Here is a 19,057-nt window from a genome sequence, read left to right on the forward strand (position 1 = left end):
ACTTTCACGCTCCAGCTGCCGTTGTCCTGCACGGTCGCGGTGTACGTATGACCCGCAAAGTTCACGGTCACGGTCTGACCGGCTTCGACGTTTTGGGTCGAACCGCTCAGCGTCAGATCTGCCGCTTTTTCAGCCGCATTGATCATGTCGTCCACCGCGATGGTATCCACGGTGATCGCCACGCTGCTCAGATCGACGGTGACGTTATTAGAAATCGTCACTGAGTTACCCGAAGCATCGGTGCCGGTCACGCTGATATTCAACGCACCCGCTGGCCAGTTCGCCACGTCCGCTGCCGGAACCGCCGCTGACCACGCGCCGTTCGCGCCAACGGTCGCCTGATAATCGACGCCGTTGATGGTCACGGTGACACTGCTGCCCGCTGCGATATCGGTGCTGGTGCCGCTGACGATCTGGTTCTGCTGGATCTCGATGCTGTTGACGACATCGTCGCCAGCCACGGTGTTGATACGCAGACCCGGCAGACCGGCGTCGATGTTGATCTCGCGATCGTTGGTGCCGGTGTTGCCGTGCTGATTGGTGACGGATGCGCTGATAGTCAGGTCGCCGTCGCCAAATCCTTTCAGATCGGCAGAAGGTACGCTGACGCTCCAGCTCAGGTCACTTTGTACTTCAGCCGTATAGGTTTTGCCGCCCAGCGTAATGGTGACGGTATCGCCCGCCGCCGCATTGGTGACCTTGCCGCTGATGGTCTGATCGGCGTTGATTTCCGTCGCGTTAACGATGTTGTCGGTGGCGACCGGGCTGATACTCACGGACGGCAGTGAACTGTCGACCAGAATGTCGTGCGTCGCGCTGCCGGTGTTGCCCGCCGCGTCGGTGCTGCTGGCGGTCAGGGTGTAATCCGCTTCGCCGAGTTTCGCGATGTCGGACGCCGGAACGTTCAGCGTCCACGCGCCGTTGCTGACGGTCGCAGTGTAGTTCTCGCCGTTGAGATTCAGCGTGACGGTGCTGCCGTCCGCGCCGTTGCTGGTGCCGCTGACGGTCAGGGCTTCGCCTTTTTCGATGGCGTTGATCACATCGTCGGCTGCAACGGTATTGATAGTCAGAACCGGCGCAACGGTGTCGACAGTGACGTCGTGCGTGACGGAACCGTCGTTGCCTGCGGCATCTTTGACGCTTGCGCTGACGGTGTAGGAACCGTCGGTCAGGGTGCTGACCACGTTCGCCGGAACCCCGACGCTCCAGTTGCCATTGGCATCCACAGCGGCGGTGTAGCTGTGGCCGTCGATGTCAACGGTCACCAGACCGCCCGCCGGAACGCCCGTGGAACCACCGGAGATCATCAGGTTCTGCTGATGCTCCTGCGCGTTGATCACGTCGTCGGCTGACACGGTGTTGATGGTCAGAGCTGGCGCAGTGATATCCACCAGAACTGAACCGCTGACAGAAGAGCTGTTGCCCGCCACGTCTTTCACCGTCGCATTCACAGAGTACGTGCCGTCGGTCAGCGCCGAGGCGTCCGCCGCCGGAACCGACGTGCTCCAGGTGCCGTCGGTGCCGACGGTCGCGGTGTAATCTTTGCCGTTCAGGGTGACAGTAACGATCTGACCGGCTTCTGCCGTCGAAGTCCCGCTCAGCACCACATCTGCACCGGCCTCCGCGCTGTTCAGCACGTTATCACCGGCGATGGTGTTGATGGTGATAACCGGTGCCGACGCGTCCACTTCGGCGGTATTCGCCGCGCTGGCGCTGTTGCCTGCCACATTGGTAACGCTGGCGGTGGCGGTGACGTCGCCGTCTTTCAGGCTGGTCATGTCGCCAGCCGGAACTTTCACGCTCCAGCTGCCGTTGTCCTGCACAGTCGCGGTATACGTGTGCCCCGCAAAGTTCACGGTCACGGTTTGACCGGCTTCGACGTTTTGGGTCGACCCCGTCAGCGTCAGGTCTGCCGCTTTTTCGGCGGCATTGATCATGTCATCAGCCGCGATGGTATCCACGGTGATTGCCACACTGCTCAGATCGACGGTGACGTTATTCGAGATGGTCACAGAGTTGCCGGACACGTCGGTGCCGGTCACGCTGATATTCAACGCACCCGCAGGCCAGTTCGCTACATCAGAAGAAGGAACCGCCGCAGACCATACGCCGTTCGCGCCAACGGTCGCCTGATAATCGACGCCGTTGATGGTCACGGTGACTGAACTTCCTGCGGCGATATCGGTGCTGGTGCCGCTGACAATCTGGTTCTGCTGGATCTCGATGCTGTTGATCACATCATCGCCCGCCACCGTATTGATGCGCAGACCCGGCAGACCGGCGTCGATATTGATCTCGCGATCGTTGGTGCCGGTGTTGCCGTGCTGATTGGTGACGGATGCGCTGATAGTCAGGTCACCGTCGCCGAACCCTTTCAGATCCGCAGAAGGTACGCTGACGCTCCAGCTCAGGTCACTTTGTACTTCAGCGGTGTAAGTTTTGCCGCCCAGCGTAAGGGTGACGGTATCGCCCGCCGCCGCGTTGGTGACCTTCCCGCTGATCAGCTGATCGGCGTTGATTTCCGTCGCGTTAACGATGTTGTCAGTGGCGACCGGGCTGATGCTCACGGACGGCAGCGAACTGTCGACCAGAACATCGTGCGTCGTGCTGCCGGTGTTACCCGCCGCGTCAGTGCTGCTGGCGGTCAGGGTGTAATCCGCTTCACCGAGTTTCGCGACGTCGGATGCCGGAACGTTCAGCGTCCACGCGCCGTTGCTGACGGTCGCAGTGTAGTTCTGGCCGTTGAGGTTCAGCGTAATCACGCTGCCGTCCGCGCCATTGCTGGTGCCGCTGACGGTCAGGGCTTCGCCTTTTTCGATGGCGTTGATCACGTCGTCGGCTGCAACGGTGTTAATGGTCAGAACCGGCGCAACGGTATCAACCGTGACGTCGTGCGTGACGGAACCGTCGTTGCCTGCGGCATCTTTGACGCTTGCGCTGATGGTGTAGGAACCATCGGTCAGCGTGCTGACTACGTTTGCCGGTACACCAACGCTCCAGTTGCCATTGGCATCCACGGCGGCAGTATAACTGTGGCCGTCGATTTCAACGGTCACCAGACCGCCAGCCGGAACGCCCGTGCTGCCACCGGAGATCAACAGGTTCTGCTGATGCTCCTGCGCGTTGATCACGTCGTCGGCGGAAACGGTGTTGATAGTCAGAGCTGGTGGAGTGATATCCACCAGCACCGAACCGCTGACGCTGCTGCTGTTACCGGCGACATCTTTCACCGTCGCGTTCACAGAATAGGTGCCGTCAGTCAGCGCCGAGGCGTCCGCCGCCGGAACAGACGTGCTCCAGGTGCCGTCGGTGCCGACGGTCGCGGTGTAATCTTTGCCGTTCAGGGTGACAGTAACGATCTGACCGGCTTCTGCCGTCGACGTGCCGCTCAGCACCACATCTGCACCGGCTTCCGCGCTGTTGAGCACATTGTCACCGGCGATGGTGTTGATGGTGATGGTCGGTGCAGAGGCATCCACTTCGGCGGTATTCGCCGCACTCGCGCTGTTGCCTGCCACGTTGGTAACGCTGGCGGTGGCGGTGACGTCGCCGTCTTTCAGGCTGGTCATGTCGCCAGCCGGAACTTTCACGCTCCAGCTGCCGTTGCCCTGCACGGTCGCGGTATAGGTGTGCCCCGCGAAATTCACGGTCACGGTCTGACCGGCTTCGACGTTTTGCGTCGACCCCGTCAGCGTCAGGTCTGCCGCTTTTTCGGCGGCATTGATCATGTCGTCCACCGCGATGGTATCGACGGTGATCGCCACGCTGCTCAGATCGACGGTGACGTTGTTCGAGATGGTTACGCTGTTGCCGGACACGTCGGTGCCGGTCACGCTGATATTCAACGCACCCGCTGGCCAGTTCGCTACATCAGAAGAAGGAACCGCCGCAGACCACGCACCGTTCGCGCCAACGGTCGCCTGATAATCGACGCCGTTGATGGTCACAGTGACTGAACTGCCTGCCGCGATATCGGTGCTGGTGCCGCTGACAATCTGGTTCTGATTAATCTCGATGCTGTTGACCACATCGTCGCCAGCCACCGTATTGATGCGCAGACCCGGCAGACCGGCGTCGATATTGATCTCGCGATCGTTGGTGCCGGTGTTGCCGTGCTGATTAGTAACGCTGGCGGAAATCGTCAGGTCGCCGTCGCCAAATCCTTTCAGGTCTGCGGACGGCACGCTGACGCTCCAGCTCAGGTCGTTCTGAACGGTCGTGGTGTAAGTCTTCCCGCCCAGCGTAAGGGTGACGGTATCGCCCGCCGCCGCGTTGGTGACCTTGCCGCTGATCAGCTGATCGGCGTTGATTTCAGTGGCGTTAACGATGTTGTCGGTGGCGACCGGGCTGATGCTCACGGACGGCAGCGAACTGTCGACCAGAATGTCGTGCGTCGCGCTGCCGGTGTTACCCGCCGCGTCGGTGCTGCTGGCGGTCAGGGTGTAATCTGCTTCGCCGAGTTTCGCGACATCGGACGCCGGAACGTTCAGCGTCCACGCGCCGTTGCTGACGGTCGCAGTGTAGTTCTGGCCGTTGAGGTTCAGCGTCACGGTGCTGCCGTCCGCGCCATTGCTGGTGCCGCTGACGGTCAGGGCTTCGCCTTTTTCGATAGCGTTGATCACGTCATCAGCAGCCACGGTATTGATAGTCAGAACCGGCGCAACGGTGTCGACAGTGACATCGTGGGTCACGGAACCGTCGTTGCCTGCGGCATCTTTGACGCTTGCGCTGACGGTGTAGGAACCGTCGGTCAGCGTGCTGACCACGTTCGCCGGTACACCAACGCTCCAGTTGCCATTGGTATCCACTGCGGCGGTGTAGCTGTGGCCGTCGATGTCAACGGTCACCAGACCGCCCGCCGGAACGCCCGTGCTGCCACCGGAGATCATCAGGTTCTGCTGATGCTCCTGCGCGTTGATCACGTCGTCTGCGGAAACGGTGTTGATAGTCAGAGCTGGCGCAGTGATATCCACCAGAACTGAACCGCTGACGCTGCTGCTGTTACCGGCGACATCTTTCACCGCCGCATTCACGGAGTACGTGCCGTCAGTCAGCGCCGAGGCGTCTGCCGCCGGAACCGACGTGCTCCAGCTGCCGTCGGTGCCAACGGTCGCGGTGTAATCTTTGCCGTTCAGGGTGATGGTTACCACCTGACCGGCTTCGGCGGTAGACGTTCCGCTCAGCACCATGTCCGCGCCTGCTTCCGCGCTGTTCAGCACGTTGTCACCGGCGATGGTGTTGATGGTGATGGTCGGCGCAGACGCATCCACTTCGGCGGTATTCGCTGCGCTGGCGCTGTTACCTGCCACGTTGGTAACGCTTGCTGTTGCAGTGACGTCGCCGTCTTTCAGGCTGGTCATGTCGCCTGCCGGAACCTTCACGCTCCAGCTGCCGTTGTCCTGCACAGTCGCGGTGTACGTATGACCCGCAAAGTTTACGGTCACGGTCTGACCGGCTTCGACGTTTTGCGTCGACCCCGTCAGCGTCAGATCTGCCGCTTTTTCGGCGGCATTGATCATGTCGTCCACCGCGATGGTATCTACGGTGATCGCCACGCTGCTCAGATCCACGGTGACGTTGTTCGAGATGGTTACGCTGTTGCCGGACACGTCGGTGCCGGTCACGCTAATCGCAAGCTGACCCGCTGGCCAGTTCGCCACATCAGAAGAAGGAACCGCAGCAGACCACGCGCCGTTCGCGCCAACGGTCGCCTGATAATCGACGCCGTTGATGGTCACGGTCACGCTGCTGCCCGCTGCGATATCGGTGCTGGTGCCGCTGACAATCTGGTTCTGCTGGATCTCGATGCTGTTGACCACATCGTCGCCCGCCACCGTATCAATACGCAGCCCCGGCAGACCGGCGTCGATATTGATCTCGCGATCGTTGGTGCCGGTGTTGCCGTGCTGATTGGTCACGGATGCGCTGATGGTCAGGTCGCCGTCGCCAAATCCTTTCAGATCCGCAGAAGGCACGCTGACGCTCCAGCTCAGGTCGTCCTGAACGGTCGTGGTGTAAGTCTTCCCGCCCAGCGTAAGGGTGACGGTATCGCCCGCCGCCGCGTTGGTGACCTTGCCGCTGATCAGCTGATCGGCGTTGATTTCCGTCGCGTTAACGATGTTGTCAGTGGCGACCGGGCTGATGTTCACGGACGGCAGCGAACTGTCGACCAGAATGTCGTGCGTCGCGTTGCCGGTGTTGCCCGCCGCGTCGGTGCTGCTGGCGGTCAGGGTGTAATCCGCTTCGCCGAGTTTCGCGACGTCGGAAGCCGGAACGTTCAGCGTCCACGCGCCGTTGCTGACGGTCGCAGTGTAGTTCTGGCCGTTGAGGTTCAGCGTAATCACGCTGCCGTCGGTACCGTTGCTGGTACCGCTGACGGTCAGGGCTTCGCCTTTCTCGATAGCGTTGATCACGTCATCAGCAGCCACGGTATTGATAGTCAGAACCGGCGCAACGGTGTCGACAGTGACGTCGTGGGTCACGGAACCGTCGTTGCCTGCGGCATCTTTCACAGAAGCCGTTACGGTATAGCTTCCGTCGGTCAGCGTGCTGACCACGTCCGCCGGAACCCCGACGCTCCAGTTGCCGTTCGCATCCACGGCGGCGGTGTAGCTGTGGCCGTCGATTTCAACGGTCACCAGACCGCCCGCCGGCACGCCTGTGGAACCACCAGAGATCATCAGGTTTTGCTGATGCTCCTGCGCGTTGATCACGTCGTCGGCGGAAACGGTGTTGATAGTCAGAGCTGGCGCAGTGATATCCACCAGAACTGAACCGCTGACAGAAGAGCTGTTGCCCGCCACGTCTTTCACCGTGGCATTCACAGAGTACGTGCCATCAGTCAGCGCCGAGGCGTCTGCTGCCGGAACAGAAGTGCTCCAGGTGCCGTCGGTGCCAACGGTCGCGGTGTATTCATTGCCGTTCAAAGTGACAGTGACGATCTGACCGGCTTCGGCGGTAGATGTCCCGCTCAGCACCACATCTGCACCGGCTTCCGCGCTGTTCAGCACGTTGTCACCGGCGATGGTGTTGATGGTGATGGCTGGCGCAACGGTATCAACCGTCACATCCTGTGCTGCGCCCACGCTGTTGCCCGCCGCATTGGTCACACTGACGCTGACTGTCGCGTCACCGTCTTTCAGAGTGCGCATATCCGCTGCAGGAACAGTTACGCTCCAGATGCCGTCTGTGCCAACGGTCGCGGTATAGGTGTGACCCGCGAAATTCACAGTCACGATCTGACCGGCTTCGACGTTTTGGGTTGAACCGCTCAGCGTCAGGTCTGCCGCTTTTTCTGCCGCATTGATGATGTCGTCTGCAGCAATCGTATCAATCGCAATGGCGAGGCTGCTCAGATCAACGGTCACGTTACTGGAGATGGTCACAGAGTTGCCGGAGACATCAGAGCCGCTGACGCTTATAGCAAGCTGACCCGCTGGCCAGTTCGCCACGTCCGCTGCCGGAATCGCCGCAGACCACGCGCCATTCGCGCCAACGGTCGCCTGATAATCGACGCCGTTGATGGTCACGGTGACCGAACTTCCTGCCGCGATGTCAGTGCTGGTGCCGCTGATAATCTGGTTCTGCTGGATCTCGATGCTGTTGACGATATCGTCGCCAGCTACGGTGTTGATACGCAGACCCGGCAGACCAGCGTCGATGTTGATCTCGCGATCGTTGGTGCCGGTGTTGCCGTGCTGATTAGTGACGCTGGCGGAAATTGTCAGGTCGCCATCGCCGAACTCTTTCAGGTCTGCGGACGGCACGCTGACGCTCCAGCTCAGGTCGTTCTGCACTGTCGCGGTATAGACATTGCCACCCACGGTGACAGTAACGACATCGCCCGCCGCCGCATTGGTGACTTTGCCGCTGATGGTCTGATCGGCGTCGATTTCAGTGGCATTAATAATGTCGTCGCCTGCCGTGACTGCAATGGTGACATTCGGCAGAACGGAGTCGACAACTACGTTGTGTGTGGCTGAACCGCTGTTACCTTCAGCGTCAGTGATGCTGGCGGAAAGGGTATAGGTTGCTTCGCCGAGTTTTGAAACATCGGTGGCCGGAACGGTGACCGTCCAGTTACCGCCGGATACGGTACCAGTGTAAGTAATGCCGTTCAGCGTCAGGGTAACCGGCGTGCCATCGGCACTGTTGCTGGTCCCGCTGATTTCCAGTGCTTCACCCTTTTCAATGGCATTAATGACGTCGTCGGTGGCAACGGTATTGATTGCCAGTTCCGGCACTTCTGAAGCAACCAGTACTGATGTTGACTGCGAGCCCGTGTTGCCCGCTTTATCAGTGATGCTGACGTTGACTTCGTAACTGCCATCCGCCAGTGAACTGAACACGGACGCCGGTAAACCGACACTCCATGAGCCATCAGCCGCTAGCGTGGTGGTATAAGTCTGGCCATTAATGAGCAGCGTCACGGTGTCGCCAGCTTCTCCACCGGTACTGGTGCCGCTGACGATTTGCGCCTGAGTTTGCTCTGCGCTGTTGAGGATATTGTCACCGGCGATGGTATTGATGGTGACGACCGGAACCGTCGTATCGACCAGTACATCGTGCGTGGTGGAGGTGCTGTTCCCCGCCGTATCGCTGACCGAGGCGCTGACAGTAACATTTCCGTCTTTGAGTACGCCCGCATGGGCAGCAGGGACATCCACCGACCAGTGACCATTGGCATCCACGGTTGCGCTGTAGGCGATGCCGTTAAGCAGCAGCGTCACAACCTGCCCGGCTCCGGCATCCGACGTCCCGCTGAGCGTCAGTGGCTGACCTGCTTCTGCGGCATTGAGAATATCGTCTCCCGCGACAGTGTTAATCACCAGCGCAGGAGGATGGGTATCAACCGTTAAGGTCGAGCTGGAGGTAATGGTATTGCCCGCGCGATCCACGCCGCTGACCTGAACGGTATACACGCCGTCGGCAAGGGCCTGCGCATCCGCAGCCGGGACATTGACCGACCAGCTGCCGTCTGCCGCCACGGTGGTCTGCCAGCTTGAACCATTGAGGGAAACCGTCACGGTGGTTCCCGCGGCCAGATTCGCGCTTTGGCCAGACAGGGAAACATCTGCGCCCGCTTCTGCGGCATTCAGCACGTTATCTCCGGCCAGCGTATCGACACTCAGTGACGCTTTTTCGGTCACGATGTTGAGCGTAATGGAACCCGCGCTGGTGCTGGAACCATTGCTTTCCTGAACCACAATGTAGGTATGAGATCCCGCAGACTGAGGCGCGAGCTGTGCCGTCCACTGTCCGCTGGCATCGACCAGCGTCGTCGCGATAATTTTTCCGCTGGCATCCACAATAGAAATTTCAGCCCCCGGATTACCGGTGCCGGTGAAAGTAGGACGCACGTCATCGGTCACAGCCTGATTGGCAAGAATGCCCTGGCTGTCACCCTGCGTATCCGTCACCAGGAAGGTTGGACGGGCGACTTCGACATCTTTCGTGTTATCAATGACTTTTGTTTTTTCGTCACTGCCGCCGCTGTGGCCCAGCAACGCACCCACGGCACCTGCACCCAGCACGCCAGCCAGCAAATAGGGCCATTCAACACTGACTTCCGTGGTGCTGAGCAGCAAAGGTTCAAGGCCTGCGAGGCGCGTTTCAACTGCATGGACCGTAAAGGCAGCTGTATCATGCGCCGCTGTTGCATCGGTGAAATCAATTTCGGTCAGTTGCTGATTTTCATCCTGGAAAACCAGTTTATTTTCATTATCCTGACCGATATTCTCAAAATATCCTACACAACGGATGACCGAGCCATCCTGCATATGAATAATCAGGTCATTACCGCTTCGTTCATAGCTGGCGACATTTTTCACCGAGTCATGAATAACCACGATGCCCGATTCATTCATTGCGAGTGCCGTATTTCCCTGGGCAGTGAATTCGTTCTTCAGCGACGTTTTGCGAGAGATAATATCTATGCTTCTGCTCATGATATTGTCCTTAATCCTTGTCTGTAATGTGAGGTGTTGTTTCAATGCTAAAAAACATTTTTGTTGTTGATTTAACTGCAGGTTATTTCAGATCGGGTAACGACTGTTTCTCGCCCTGACTAATTCCAAGCTGAGGCAATAAGTTATTTACCGCCGTCGTGTAATTAATCAGTGAATACCAGCTGTCGTATTTGGCGCTGACTTGTGAAAACTCAGCCTGGAAGACGTCCTGCTCTACGCTGAGTAAATCATTCAGCGTGCGCTGGTTAAGTTTATATTCGCTTTTGTACACATCGCGCGAGCGGATTGAATCCTGTAGCTGTGCCGCGCTGGCCTGCACCTGCCCTTCGGCGCCCGCCCAGTTGGCATAAGCCACTGACGCTTTTTGCAAGATATCCAGCTTGGCCTGATCAACGAGCGTCGCGGCAATATTTTTGCGCCCTTCAGCCTGACTCACGCGTGCAGAAACGGCCCCGCCCTGATAGAGCGGCGCATCCACATGTAACTGGATTTGATTATTCCAGTACGGGTTATTATTCGTTTCGTAACGCGTCCGGCTGGCCTGCAAGCTCAGCGTCGGCAAATAATCCGATTTGGCTTTACTGACTTCATAAGAGGCAGATTCTTGCTGTGTCTGTGCAAATAAAACGGTAGGGATTTTCGAATAATCGATATTCTCCGGCACAACCGGATTATCAAAATCACTGGCGGTAAATGGCTGATAATATTTAGCCTTCACACCGGTCAGCGATTCTAATTGCGCTTTGGCCGCCGATAAACTCGCCTGATATTGTTTCAGCGTTGAACGCATCCCTGAAATACGTGATTGCGCCTGCAATACATCGGAACGGGTACTGAGTCCCGCGTCTGCACGTAATGAAGACATTCTTCTGACGTCTTCCAGAGCACGAATATTTTCCTCAACCGTGCGGGTGAGGTCCTGATATTTTAATACGTCCAGATACGCGGTCGCGGTTTGTTCGGCCACGTCAGACATTGTCGCCAGTAATTTATAGCGATAGCTTTCCTGCGTTGATTTCTGCTGGCTGACATTGGCATTTGTTTTGCCAAAATCATAAACCAGCTGAGAAAGCGTCAGACCATAGGCAGCCGCATTATTCAGGCTGTTAGAAAAATCCTGCTGGGTTGAGTTGCCAGTATTCGCCGTCAGCCCCACCTGCGGATACCACGCACTTTGCGCTTCCCGGATCTGCGCCTGGCCGATACCCAGCTGATAGGCTTGCTGCGTAACCGAAGGACTGCGAGAAAATGCCTGCAAGATAGTTGATTTCAGATCAACAGAATCGAGCCCTCTCATCGCAGGCGCATTAGCCCACGAATTGACACTTTCTGAAACATTTGCAAAGACCACGCCAGGGAATGTCAGTAACACACCCAAAATGCTTAACGGTATGGCAATAATCTTAGACCACTTGTTCATCTGACACTCCTGTCATTATCCTTAGGGAGAACGTCCTCGTGCAGCCATTGCACAGTCCTCCAGCCCCCTGTTTCCTGTGATTCCGGTCTCATTATTACAATCTTCGCGCTGCAGAAAAAGTGGTCAAAAATTACGTAAGTAAGCAGAAATACATTCACGAAGGTGGAAAAATCCTAATGCTTACATTCATTAGATGAATGTGATTAATGTTATAAATCAGTATGTTGTTTTTAATAAAAAAGGGAAAAATCTGATCGCCTGAAAGGCGGATTTACAGTGAAAACTGGCATCATTTTGATTGATAGCTTTACAAAACTCAGTCATATCTTAGGATAATTTGCAAAATCCTTACAAATAAATCCCTGTTATTTCCCCTTTAACAGGCATTCATGACCGTGATCCGATGGAAAAGGAGAGAATAAAAACAAATTTTCACCCACAGATTAAAAGCAACATTTTGTTAACAATGATTTAAATACAATGTAAAAACATCTTATCATCGCCCGCAATAATGATTAATCATCATCTGACAATCCTCCTTAAGTATTAGCCACCGGGTTATCGCCATTGCGAGATAAAATGGACAACCTTCGCAGAGATTTCATCCGATATTCTTTCGAAAGTTTCATGAAACGAAAATTCATGGCCTTATCTGAAGGGCATTTTTTTTGATGAGGTGATCTTCAAAACAACGATTTTAACGTCTGTTAAATCAGTTAAATTAGTAGTGAGGCGGGTCGCAGCAGTTTTCTTTTCTGGTGTCTAAGAGTGTCAGTTTTTGTACATTAACTTAAGAATGTTTAAGTATTAAACGAAGAAATTAAAAATATTCCTAGACACGTAATTTATTTTGTCAGCAATAGAAAAAATACCATCTATTATCAGTCAGTTGCACTATGGGTTTCACAAAGTTTATTTACATGATAATAAGATGATCATATTTGGTTACGTTGACGATTGCATTCTTACCCGATAGTATACCGGAAAGCTTATTTGGTAATAATAACGGAGATGTATTATCAGGTATACGCAATGATCTCTACGGAAGCCGATGCATTTAAAGGAATGGATTAATGATGCGCATTGCACTTATTGACTCATGCACATTGACATATGTAGGGTTAAAAAACCTCTTTTCTTTAATCCGCACAACTTCAGGTATTACGTTCAATCATATCAGTGCGGAAGATGCGCTGGATAAACATGCTGAAAACTTCGACGTTTATATCCTGGAACCAGGTGAGATCAGCTTCGAGTTTAATATTGATAAATTCATCTATAATTTAAAATCTAAAACACAGCAGGAAAGCAAAGTCATCATCTTCAGTGATAACATTATTGTTAACAGTAAGTTAGCTGACTTTTGCGTATGTAAAGAGAACTCATTCTCGAAAGTATACTTCTTCTTTGACAGCTTATTGAAAGGGAAATACGACTCAATCAAACCCTTTCTTGAGGACTATTTGCTCAGTAAAAACGAAGCCATTCTGCTCCGCTGCCTGTCAAAGAACCAGCGAATGAAAAGTATTGAGAAAATCACGACAATTCCAATTTCTAACCTTTATTACTACAAATACAGCGCGATGAGAAAGCTCGGTCTTAAAAGTACCAAAGAGCTGTTTCGCTACCTTAATCGTGTGCTCAATCATTCCGTGTGACACCCGGATTTCAGTATTTCATCTATAAAAAAAGCTATCGTTTATCGATAGCTTTTTTGCCTTATAAAGACGACTTTTCGAAGTATCCGGGTAAGAAAATCTGCGCCCTGATCACTGCATCAGATACTTGTACAAATCTATCGAATTTTTAAGCCCCAATTTTTTCATGGCATTTCGCTTGTGGGTACTGATCGTCTTACTGCTCTTCCCCATTTTTTGCGCCACACCCGAATTGGTCTTCATGCTTTTAATCTCACATAACACTTCGCGTTCCATTGACGTCAGACACATTCTCGCCGGATGAAATACTTCATTTTTCTTTCTGTTTAAATAGGGGCTGATTGTCATCTGATAATTAAGGTCAACAACACCGGTAATGAGCATCTTTCTCAGCACCGTCAACTCTTCCTGTTCAGAGATGAGCATATCAATGTTCTCTTCAACCAGGCGTGTCAGTCTGTCGTATTGTTCAATTTTAGTGATTACAATGACGCGCGGCGGCTTGTATAAAAAATCCATTCTCCGGATGAACTTAATCACAGAGTTGAAGTTTTCTACGTTATTATTTATCTCAATAATAATGCAGTCTACGCTCATGCCAATTCCAGATTCGTAGAACTCATTCAATGAAGAAAACAAGTTAACTTTTGAATTGACATGATTAAGGATCGACGAGAGCGTCAGCATCTCATAATAGCCAGAGTGGATAACAACTGTTTGTTTCATTTATCATTCCATTGGTAGTACTTTCCGTTTTAATTCTTTTCTGAGGAAAAATCCTAATCCTCCTGAACACGGGCTAATCTTAGTGAGGCTGTTTTGACATGTCGATAGCGAGGGGGTTGGGCGGGCGAACTTAGGAATTTTCTAAACTTATTAGATAAATCTGTAAAAAACCAAACAACTAAAAATTAAACACCATCATTTAACATTTTATTAGCATAAAACCCCAACCAGAAGTGATAAGTAGTCGCATTCTCTGTTTATATTTGCTTTCAACTCTTTTTCCAGTCTGATTGACATGGATTACATCGCTATTATTTTGATGGAAAAAATGGCAAATAATCACCAACACTCAATGATCAGTAAACAAATCGCTCTTTTTATTCATTCTGCTTAGGAATTTTCTAGTTTTTTGAGTAAAAAAAATCAGAAGGCAGGATTGATTAATTTTGAGCACAAAATAACAAATTTAATATCTCATCCAGGCGGTTCTGCCGTGCAAGTGATGGGAGTTCTGATGTCGCAGGGTCTGAGGCGGGGTGTCTCACTGTTCAGAAAGAATGCAAAGGGCGCAGTAAAGTGCCCTTTGCATTCGAATACATTCACCAAATCAATTATAAGAACTACTTTTATACGCTTTGGATATTTTGGTTATCCTTTTGAAATAATTTTGTTCCACTTTTAATGAGTAAATTCTTTCCCTTCCAGTAATTCTTGCATTAGCCTTAACTCGTCCTTGTAGATATACCGCAACTGATTTCCATCAGAATAAATATCCTGGGCTCCCATGAAAACCAGACATGGGAATGACTCTGGCGCAGATTCAGAAAGGGCGATGTCCAATTCTTCATCCGTGAGAATCGAGGAATTCATAGGGTTATGATTAATATTCAAATAATCTTCTACGAACCATTTTTCAAATGTCGGTTTATCAGTCAGGACTTTCATTACACCTTCTTTTCAATAGCACGGTAACGGGTGTTATTAGGCATTCCTCTGGGATAAGACACAATAGAGGTTTTTCGAAGTCGTGCTTTGAATTTTTTATATCACCCGAACTAAGCACTTGATCAAAAAAAGAATAACTGAAAAATGAACAATAAATTTGACTATAATCTCATCAAAACGCTGGTGCTGGTGTATGAAACCCGAAGCATGAGTAAATCCGCACAAGCATTAGGAATATCATCGCCCACGCTGACCTATGCATTAAATAAACTCAGGGATTATTACGATGATCCCTTATTCATCAAATCTGTTAAAGGACTAAAAGCCACGCCGCTGGCTAACCAGCTTTATCCCTCCTTTAAAAATATTGATGAAGAAATATCCCATTCTTTGATGGTAAGTACTGATGATTCACCTGAAATTTCTAACGTTATTATCAGAACCAATACAATGATTGAATATTATTTGATTGATAAGTTATTAAAAAATAGTAAATTTCCCAAGGAGTTAAATTTTACCTTTAATAACCGTATCATGCTGGAAGACCAGCGTAGTACCGCACTGGTATCAAGAGAAGTCGATATCGATATCGGCTCAGCCATCAGGCATAACCACTCGTTCATTTCAACAAAGATTGCTCAGTCACGGATAGTGGGTTTGTGCCGGAAAGGACATCCGAGGATAAAAAACCAATTGAGCGACAAGCAGTGGATGGCAGAAGAGCATATCGTTCTCAGCTCCGCCGAAACCAGCGCTTACCTTCCTGAAAAGCTGTACGGACTGTCTCATCAGAGGAATATCCGTTACAAATCTAACTCACTGATTAATATGCTTTACTGCATTGAAAAAAGTGATGCTGTGATGTTCTTTCCGGCATTTCTGTTAAAGCATATCCCCGTGCATTTAGGCGTGCGCAGTGTGGAAATCCCCTGGATGGAAGAAGACACTCTGGATATTTATGCTTATATCCACAGTAAGGCGAAAAATGACGAGAGACTGGAATGGATTATCCAGTTACTGAAGGAGTAGAGAATAAATGATGAGGCATTATTCTGCGAAATTACAGTTACCCGTTTTTCTACAACCAGAATGGTGACATATACCTCGCCACCGGACATGTAACCATCTGGCAATTAATAAAAAAACTTATTTACTGTGCTGCGCCACCAAATCTTGCGCACACGCCCACGCCGAACTCCAGGCCCACTGGAAGTTATAACCGCCCAGCCAGCCGGTCACATCCACCACTTCGCCGATGAAATACAAACCGGGGACTTTCGCCGCCGCCATCGTTTTAGAAGACAACTCTTTGGTATCGACACCGCCGAGTGTCACTTCTGCCGTGCGGTAACCTTCGGTGCCATTCGGCTGCACCTGCCAGTTTTGCAGCTGTTCCACCAGTGCGGCCTGTTGCGGCACGTTCAGCTGTTTGAGCGTCACATCCGGAAGCTGTCCCAGCGTTTGCAAGCATTCCACCAGACGCTTCGGCAGCTGGATCGCCAGCGTATTCTTCAGGCTCTGATTTGGATGCTCCTGACGCTGCGTATTCAGAAACGCCGCCAGATCGACATCAGGAAGTAAGTTAACACTTACAAACTCACCAGGCTGCCAGTAGCTTGAAAGCTGTAAAACAGCCGGACCGGAAAGGCCACGGTGAGTAAACAGAATGCTTTCGCGGAATACGGTACCATCTTCGGCGGTCAGCACCGCAGGAACGGAAACGCCGGAAAGCGTCTGTAAATGTTCGAGAAGCGGCTTATGCAGGGTAAACGGCACCAGACCGGCGCGGGTCGGCAACACTTTCAGGCCAAACTGTTCCGCCAGACGGTAACCGAACGGAGAAGCGCCGAGTCCCGGCATGGAAAGTCCGCCGCTGGCAACAACAAGTGAGTGAGTACTCACAGTTGAGCCATTCACGTTGATAATAAAGCCTTCTTCCGTTTTCTGAACGTCGGTGATTTCACTTCTCAGACGCACATCAACGTTACCCGCTTCGCACTCTTTATCAAGCATCGCCACAATCTGCTGCGCGGAGTCATCACAGAAAAGCTGGCCGAGGGTTTTCTCATGCCAGGCGATATTGTAACGGTTGACCATATCGATGAAATCCCACTGGGTGTAACGCGCCAGTGCGGACTTACAGAAATGCGGATTTTCAGAAAGATAAGCCGCCGGCTCGGCGTAAAGGTTCGTGAAGTTGCAGCGTCCGCCACCCGACATCAGGATTTTACGTCCGGTTTTTTTGCCATTATCCAGCAGCAGAACCCGGCAGCCACCCTGTCCGGCCTGTGCCGCACAGAACATACCTGCAGCACCTGCACCAATGACGACCACATCAACCTGTTCCACTTTTGGCCTCTCTTTATGAATATTCGACTACGTTTTAGATAGGGTTTCCCCTTCTGAGCGGGCGTGCTGCCCACTGAGTGGCGCGAATTGTAAGGGACAGACGCGTCTTAAACCAGTCAGACAGCTTGCTTTCTGAACGTCGTAAGGAAATGTTTCAGCTGGCAAAGGAGGAATAAGATTTTGATAAATAAAAATTTAATTGAAACAAACGTGAATTTTGAACTGTTTTTAGTCAAAAAAATGTCATATTTTCCTTTTCCCCTCACCCTGTTCTCGCAGATAATGCGCGGCGTTCATGACCACTAACTGGCGTAACAATTATGCTGCATCTATTTGCCGGGTTGGATATTCATACCGGTTCGTTGTTGATTCTCGCGTTACTGTTTGTTCTGTTCTACGAAGCGATTAACGGCTTCCATGATACGGCCAACGCAGTAGCAACCGTCATCTATACCCGGGCAATGCGTTCGCAATTAGCGGTCGTGATGGCAGGGGTATTTAACTTCTTTGGCGTTCTGCTGGGTGGTTTGAGCGTGGCCTATGCCATCGTCCATCTACTCCCAACCGATCTGCTGCTCAATGTAGGTTCCGCACATGGTCTTGCCATGGTGTTCTCTATGTTACTGGCGGCGATCATCTGGAACCTCGGCACCTGGTATTTTGGTTTGCCGGCGTCCAGTTCCCATACCCTTATCGGCGCCATCATTGGCGTAGGGCTGACCAATGCATTAATGACTCACACGTCCGTGGTCGATGCATTAAACATCCCTAAAATGATTGGTATTTTTGCTTCGCTGATTATCTCTCCGCTGGTCGGGATGATTATCGCCGGTACCATGATTTTCCTGCTCCGCCGTTACTGGAGTGGCAATAAGAAACATGCCCGTATCCACCTGACACCGGCAGAACGTGAGAAGAAAGACGGCAAGAAAAAGCCGCCATTCTGGACACGTACCGGTCTGATTCTGTCGGCTATCGGCGTGAGTTTTTCTCACGGCGCTAACGATGGTCAGAAGGGTATCGGTCTGATCATGCTGGTGCTGATTGGCGTGGCGCCAGCAGGTTTTGTGGTGAATATGAACGCGACCGGTTACGACATTACCCGTACCCGCGACGCCGTGACTCACCTCGGCCAGTATTATCAGCAACATGTTGATGCCGTGCCGCACGTGGTTGCACAGACGCCAATGGTGCCTGCACCGGACGTCAATATCGCACCGACCGATGAGCCTAAAGTGTTCCACTGCGACAGCAGCCACGCACTTGACGCTATCGGCCGCGCGCAAACACTGCTGACCAATCTTCAGTCTTACAGCGACCTGGCACCGGAAGAACGCAGCCATATGCGCCGTCTGCTGATGTGTGTTTCTGATACTGCGGATAAAGTGGCCAAGCTGCCGGAAACCTCTCCTGCGGATAAACGCTTCCTCGGCGAGCTGAAAACAGACATTCTGCAAACCGTTGAATACGCACCAATCTGGATCATCATTGCTGTCGCTCTGGCGCTGGCACTGGGTACCATGATTGGCTGGAAACGCGTGGCGACCACCATCGGTGAGAAGATTGGTAAGAAAGGCATGACGTACGCACAAGGCTTGTCTGCACAGCTGACCGCGGCCGTTTCTATCGGCGTTGCCAGCTATACGGGTATGCCGGTTTCCACCACACACGTGCTGTCTTCTGCGGTTGCAGGGACCATGATTGTGGATGGCGGCGGTGTGCAGTCGAAGACCGTGAAGAACATTGCAATGGCGTGGATCTTAACCCTGCCGGTGTCGATTGTCCTTTCCGGCGTGCTGTACTGGCTTGCGCTGAAGCTGATCTGATAGCTTTCTGAACGGCATTAAAAAGGCGACCCTGCTCAGCACGGTCGCCTTTTTTGTTTCCTTTTCCACACATCCTCCCTAATTCATAACCAAAGTAACTGGAGTTGCAGCAAGGCAGCAAGCGAGAGAATCCCGATGAGCTGACACAAGTCAGTGATTCGGGTG

At 52.5% G+C, this 19,057-nt stretch carries 8 protein-coding genes; 3 read left to right on the plus strand and 5 right to left on the minus strand.

Annotated elements, in window-relative coordinates:
• Window positions 1-9,947: Ig-like domain-containing protein (locus EC840_RS17905; RefSeq protein WP_132966430.1), on the minus strand; the 9,947-nt coding region annotated here is incomplete at its 3' end.
• 82 nt (window positions 9,948-10,029) lie between these two features.
• On the minus strand, window positions 10,030-11,388 hold the full coding sequence (locus EC840_RS17910; protein ID WP_132966432.1) for a TolC family outer membrane protein: 1,359 nt from the start codon (window positions 11,386-11,388) through the stop codon (window positions 10,030-10,032).
• Between the two features lie 1,073 nt (window positions 11,389-12,461).
• On the opposite strand from EC840_RS17910, the gene EC840_RS17915 reads away from it, so the two are divergent.
• Entirely contained in the window at window positions 12,462-13,046 is a 585-nt protein-coding gene (locus EC840_RS17915) for a hypothetical protein (RefSeq protein ID WP_132966434.1), read from the plus strand.
• 111 nt (window positions 13,047-13,157) lie between these two features.
• Here EC840_RS17915 and EC840_RS17920 read toward each other — a convergent pair whose 3' ends face one another.
• A complete protein-coding gene (locus tag EC840_RS17920; RefSeq protein ID WP_113876943.1) occupies window positions 13,158-13,772 on the minus strand; it encodes a LuxR C-terminal-related transcriptional regulator in 615 nt (204 codons plus the stop codon).
• A 678-nt stretch (window positions 13,773-14,450) separates the two neighbouring features.
• Window positions 14,451-14,717, minus strand: a complete 267-nt coding sequence (locus EC840_RS17925; protein ID WP_113876942.1) for a hypothetical protein — start codon at window positions 14,715-14,717, stop codon at window positions 14,451-14,453.
• Window positions 14,718-14,861: 144 nt separating this feature from the next.
• Here EC840_RS17925 and EC840_RS17930 point away from each other — a divergent pair, with 144 nt between their 5' ends.
• A complete protein-coding gene (locus EC840_RS17930) occupies window positions 14,862-15,746 on the plus strand; it encodes a LysR family transcriptional regulator (RefSeq protein ID WP_132966436.1) in 885 nt (294 codons plus the stop codon).
• A 117-nt stretch (window positions 15,747-15,863) separates the two neighbouring features.
• Here EC840_RS17930 and EC840_RS17935 read toward each other — a convergent pair whose 3' ends face one another.
• Window positions 15,864-17,066, minus strand: coding sequence for an NAD(P)/FAD-dependent oxidoreductase (locus EC840_RS17935; RefSeq protein ID WP_132966437.1), 1,203 nt, complete (start codon window positions 17,064-17,066; stop codon window positions 15,864-15,866).
• Window positions 17,067-17,386: 320 nt separating this feature from the next.
• Between EC840_RS17935 and pitA the strand changes: the two genes are divergently transcribed.
• The gene (gene pitA, locus EC840_RS17940) at window positions 17,387-18,892 is read left to right on the plus strand and encodes an inorganic phosphate transporter PitA (protein ID WP_112288043.1); all 1,506 of its coding nucleotides are present in this window, start codon (window positions 17,387-17,389) and stop codon (window positions 18,890-18,892) included.
• Window positions 18,893-19,057: the final 165 nt, after the last annotated feature.

Source organism: Rahnella sp. JUb53, assembly GCF_004346065.1.
Lineage (GTDB): Bacteria > Pseudomonadota > Gammaproteobacteria > Enterobacterales > Enterobacteriaceae > Rahnella > Rahnella variigena.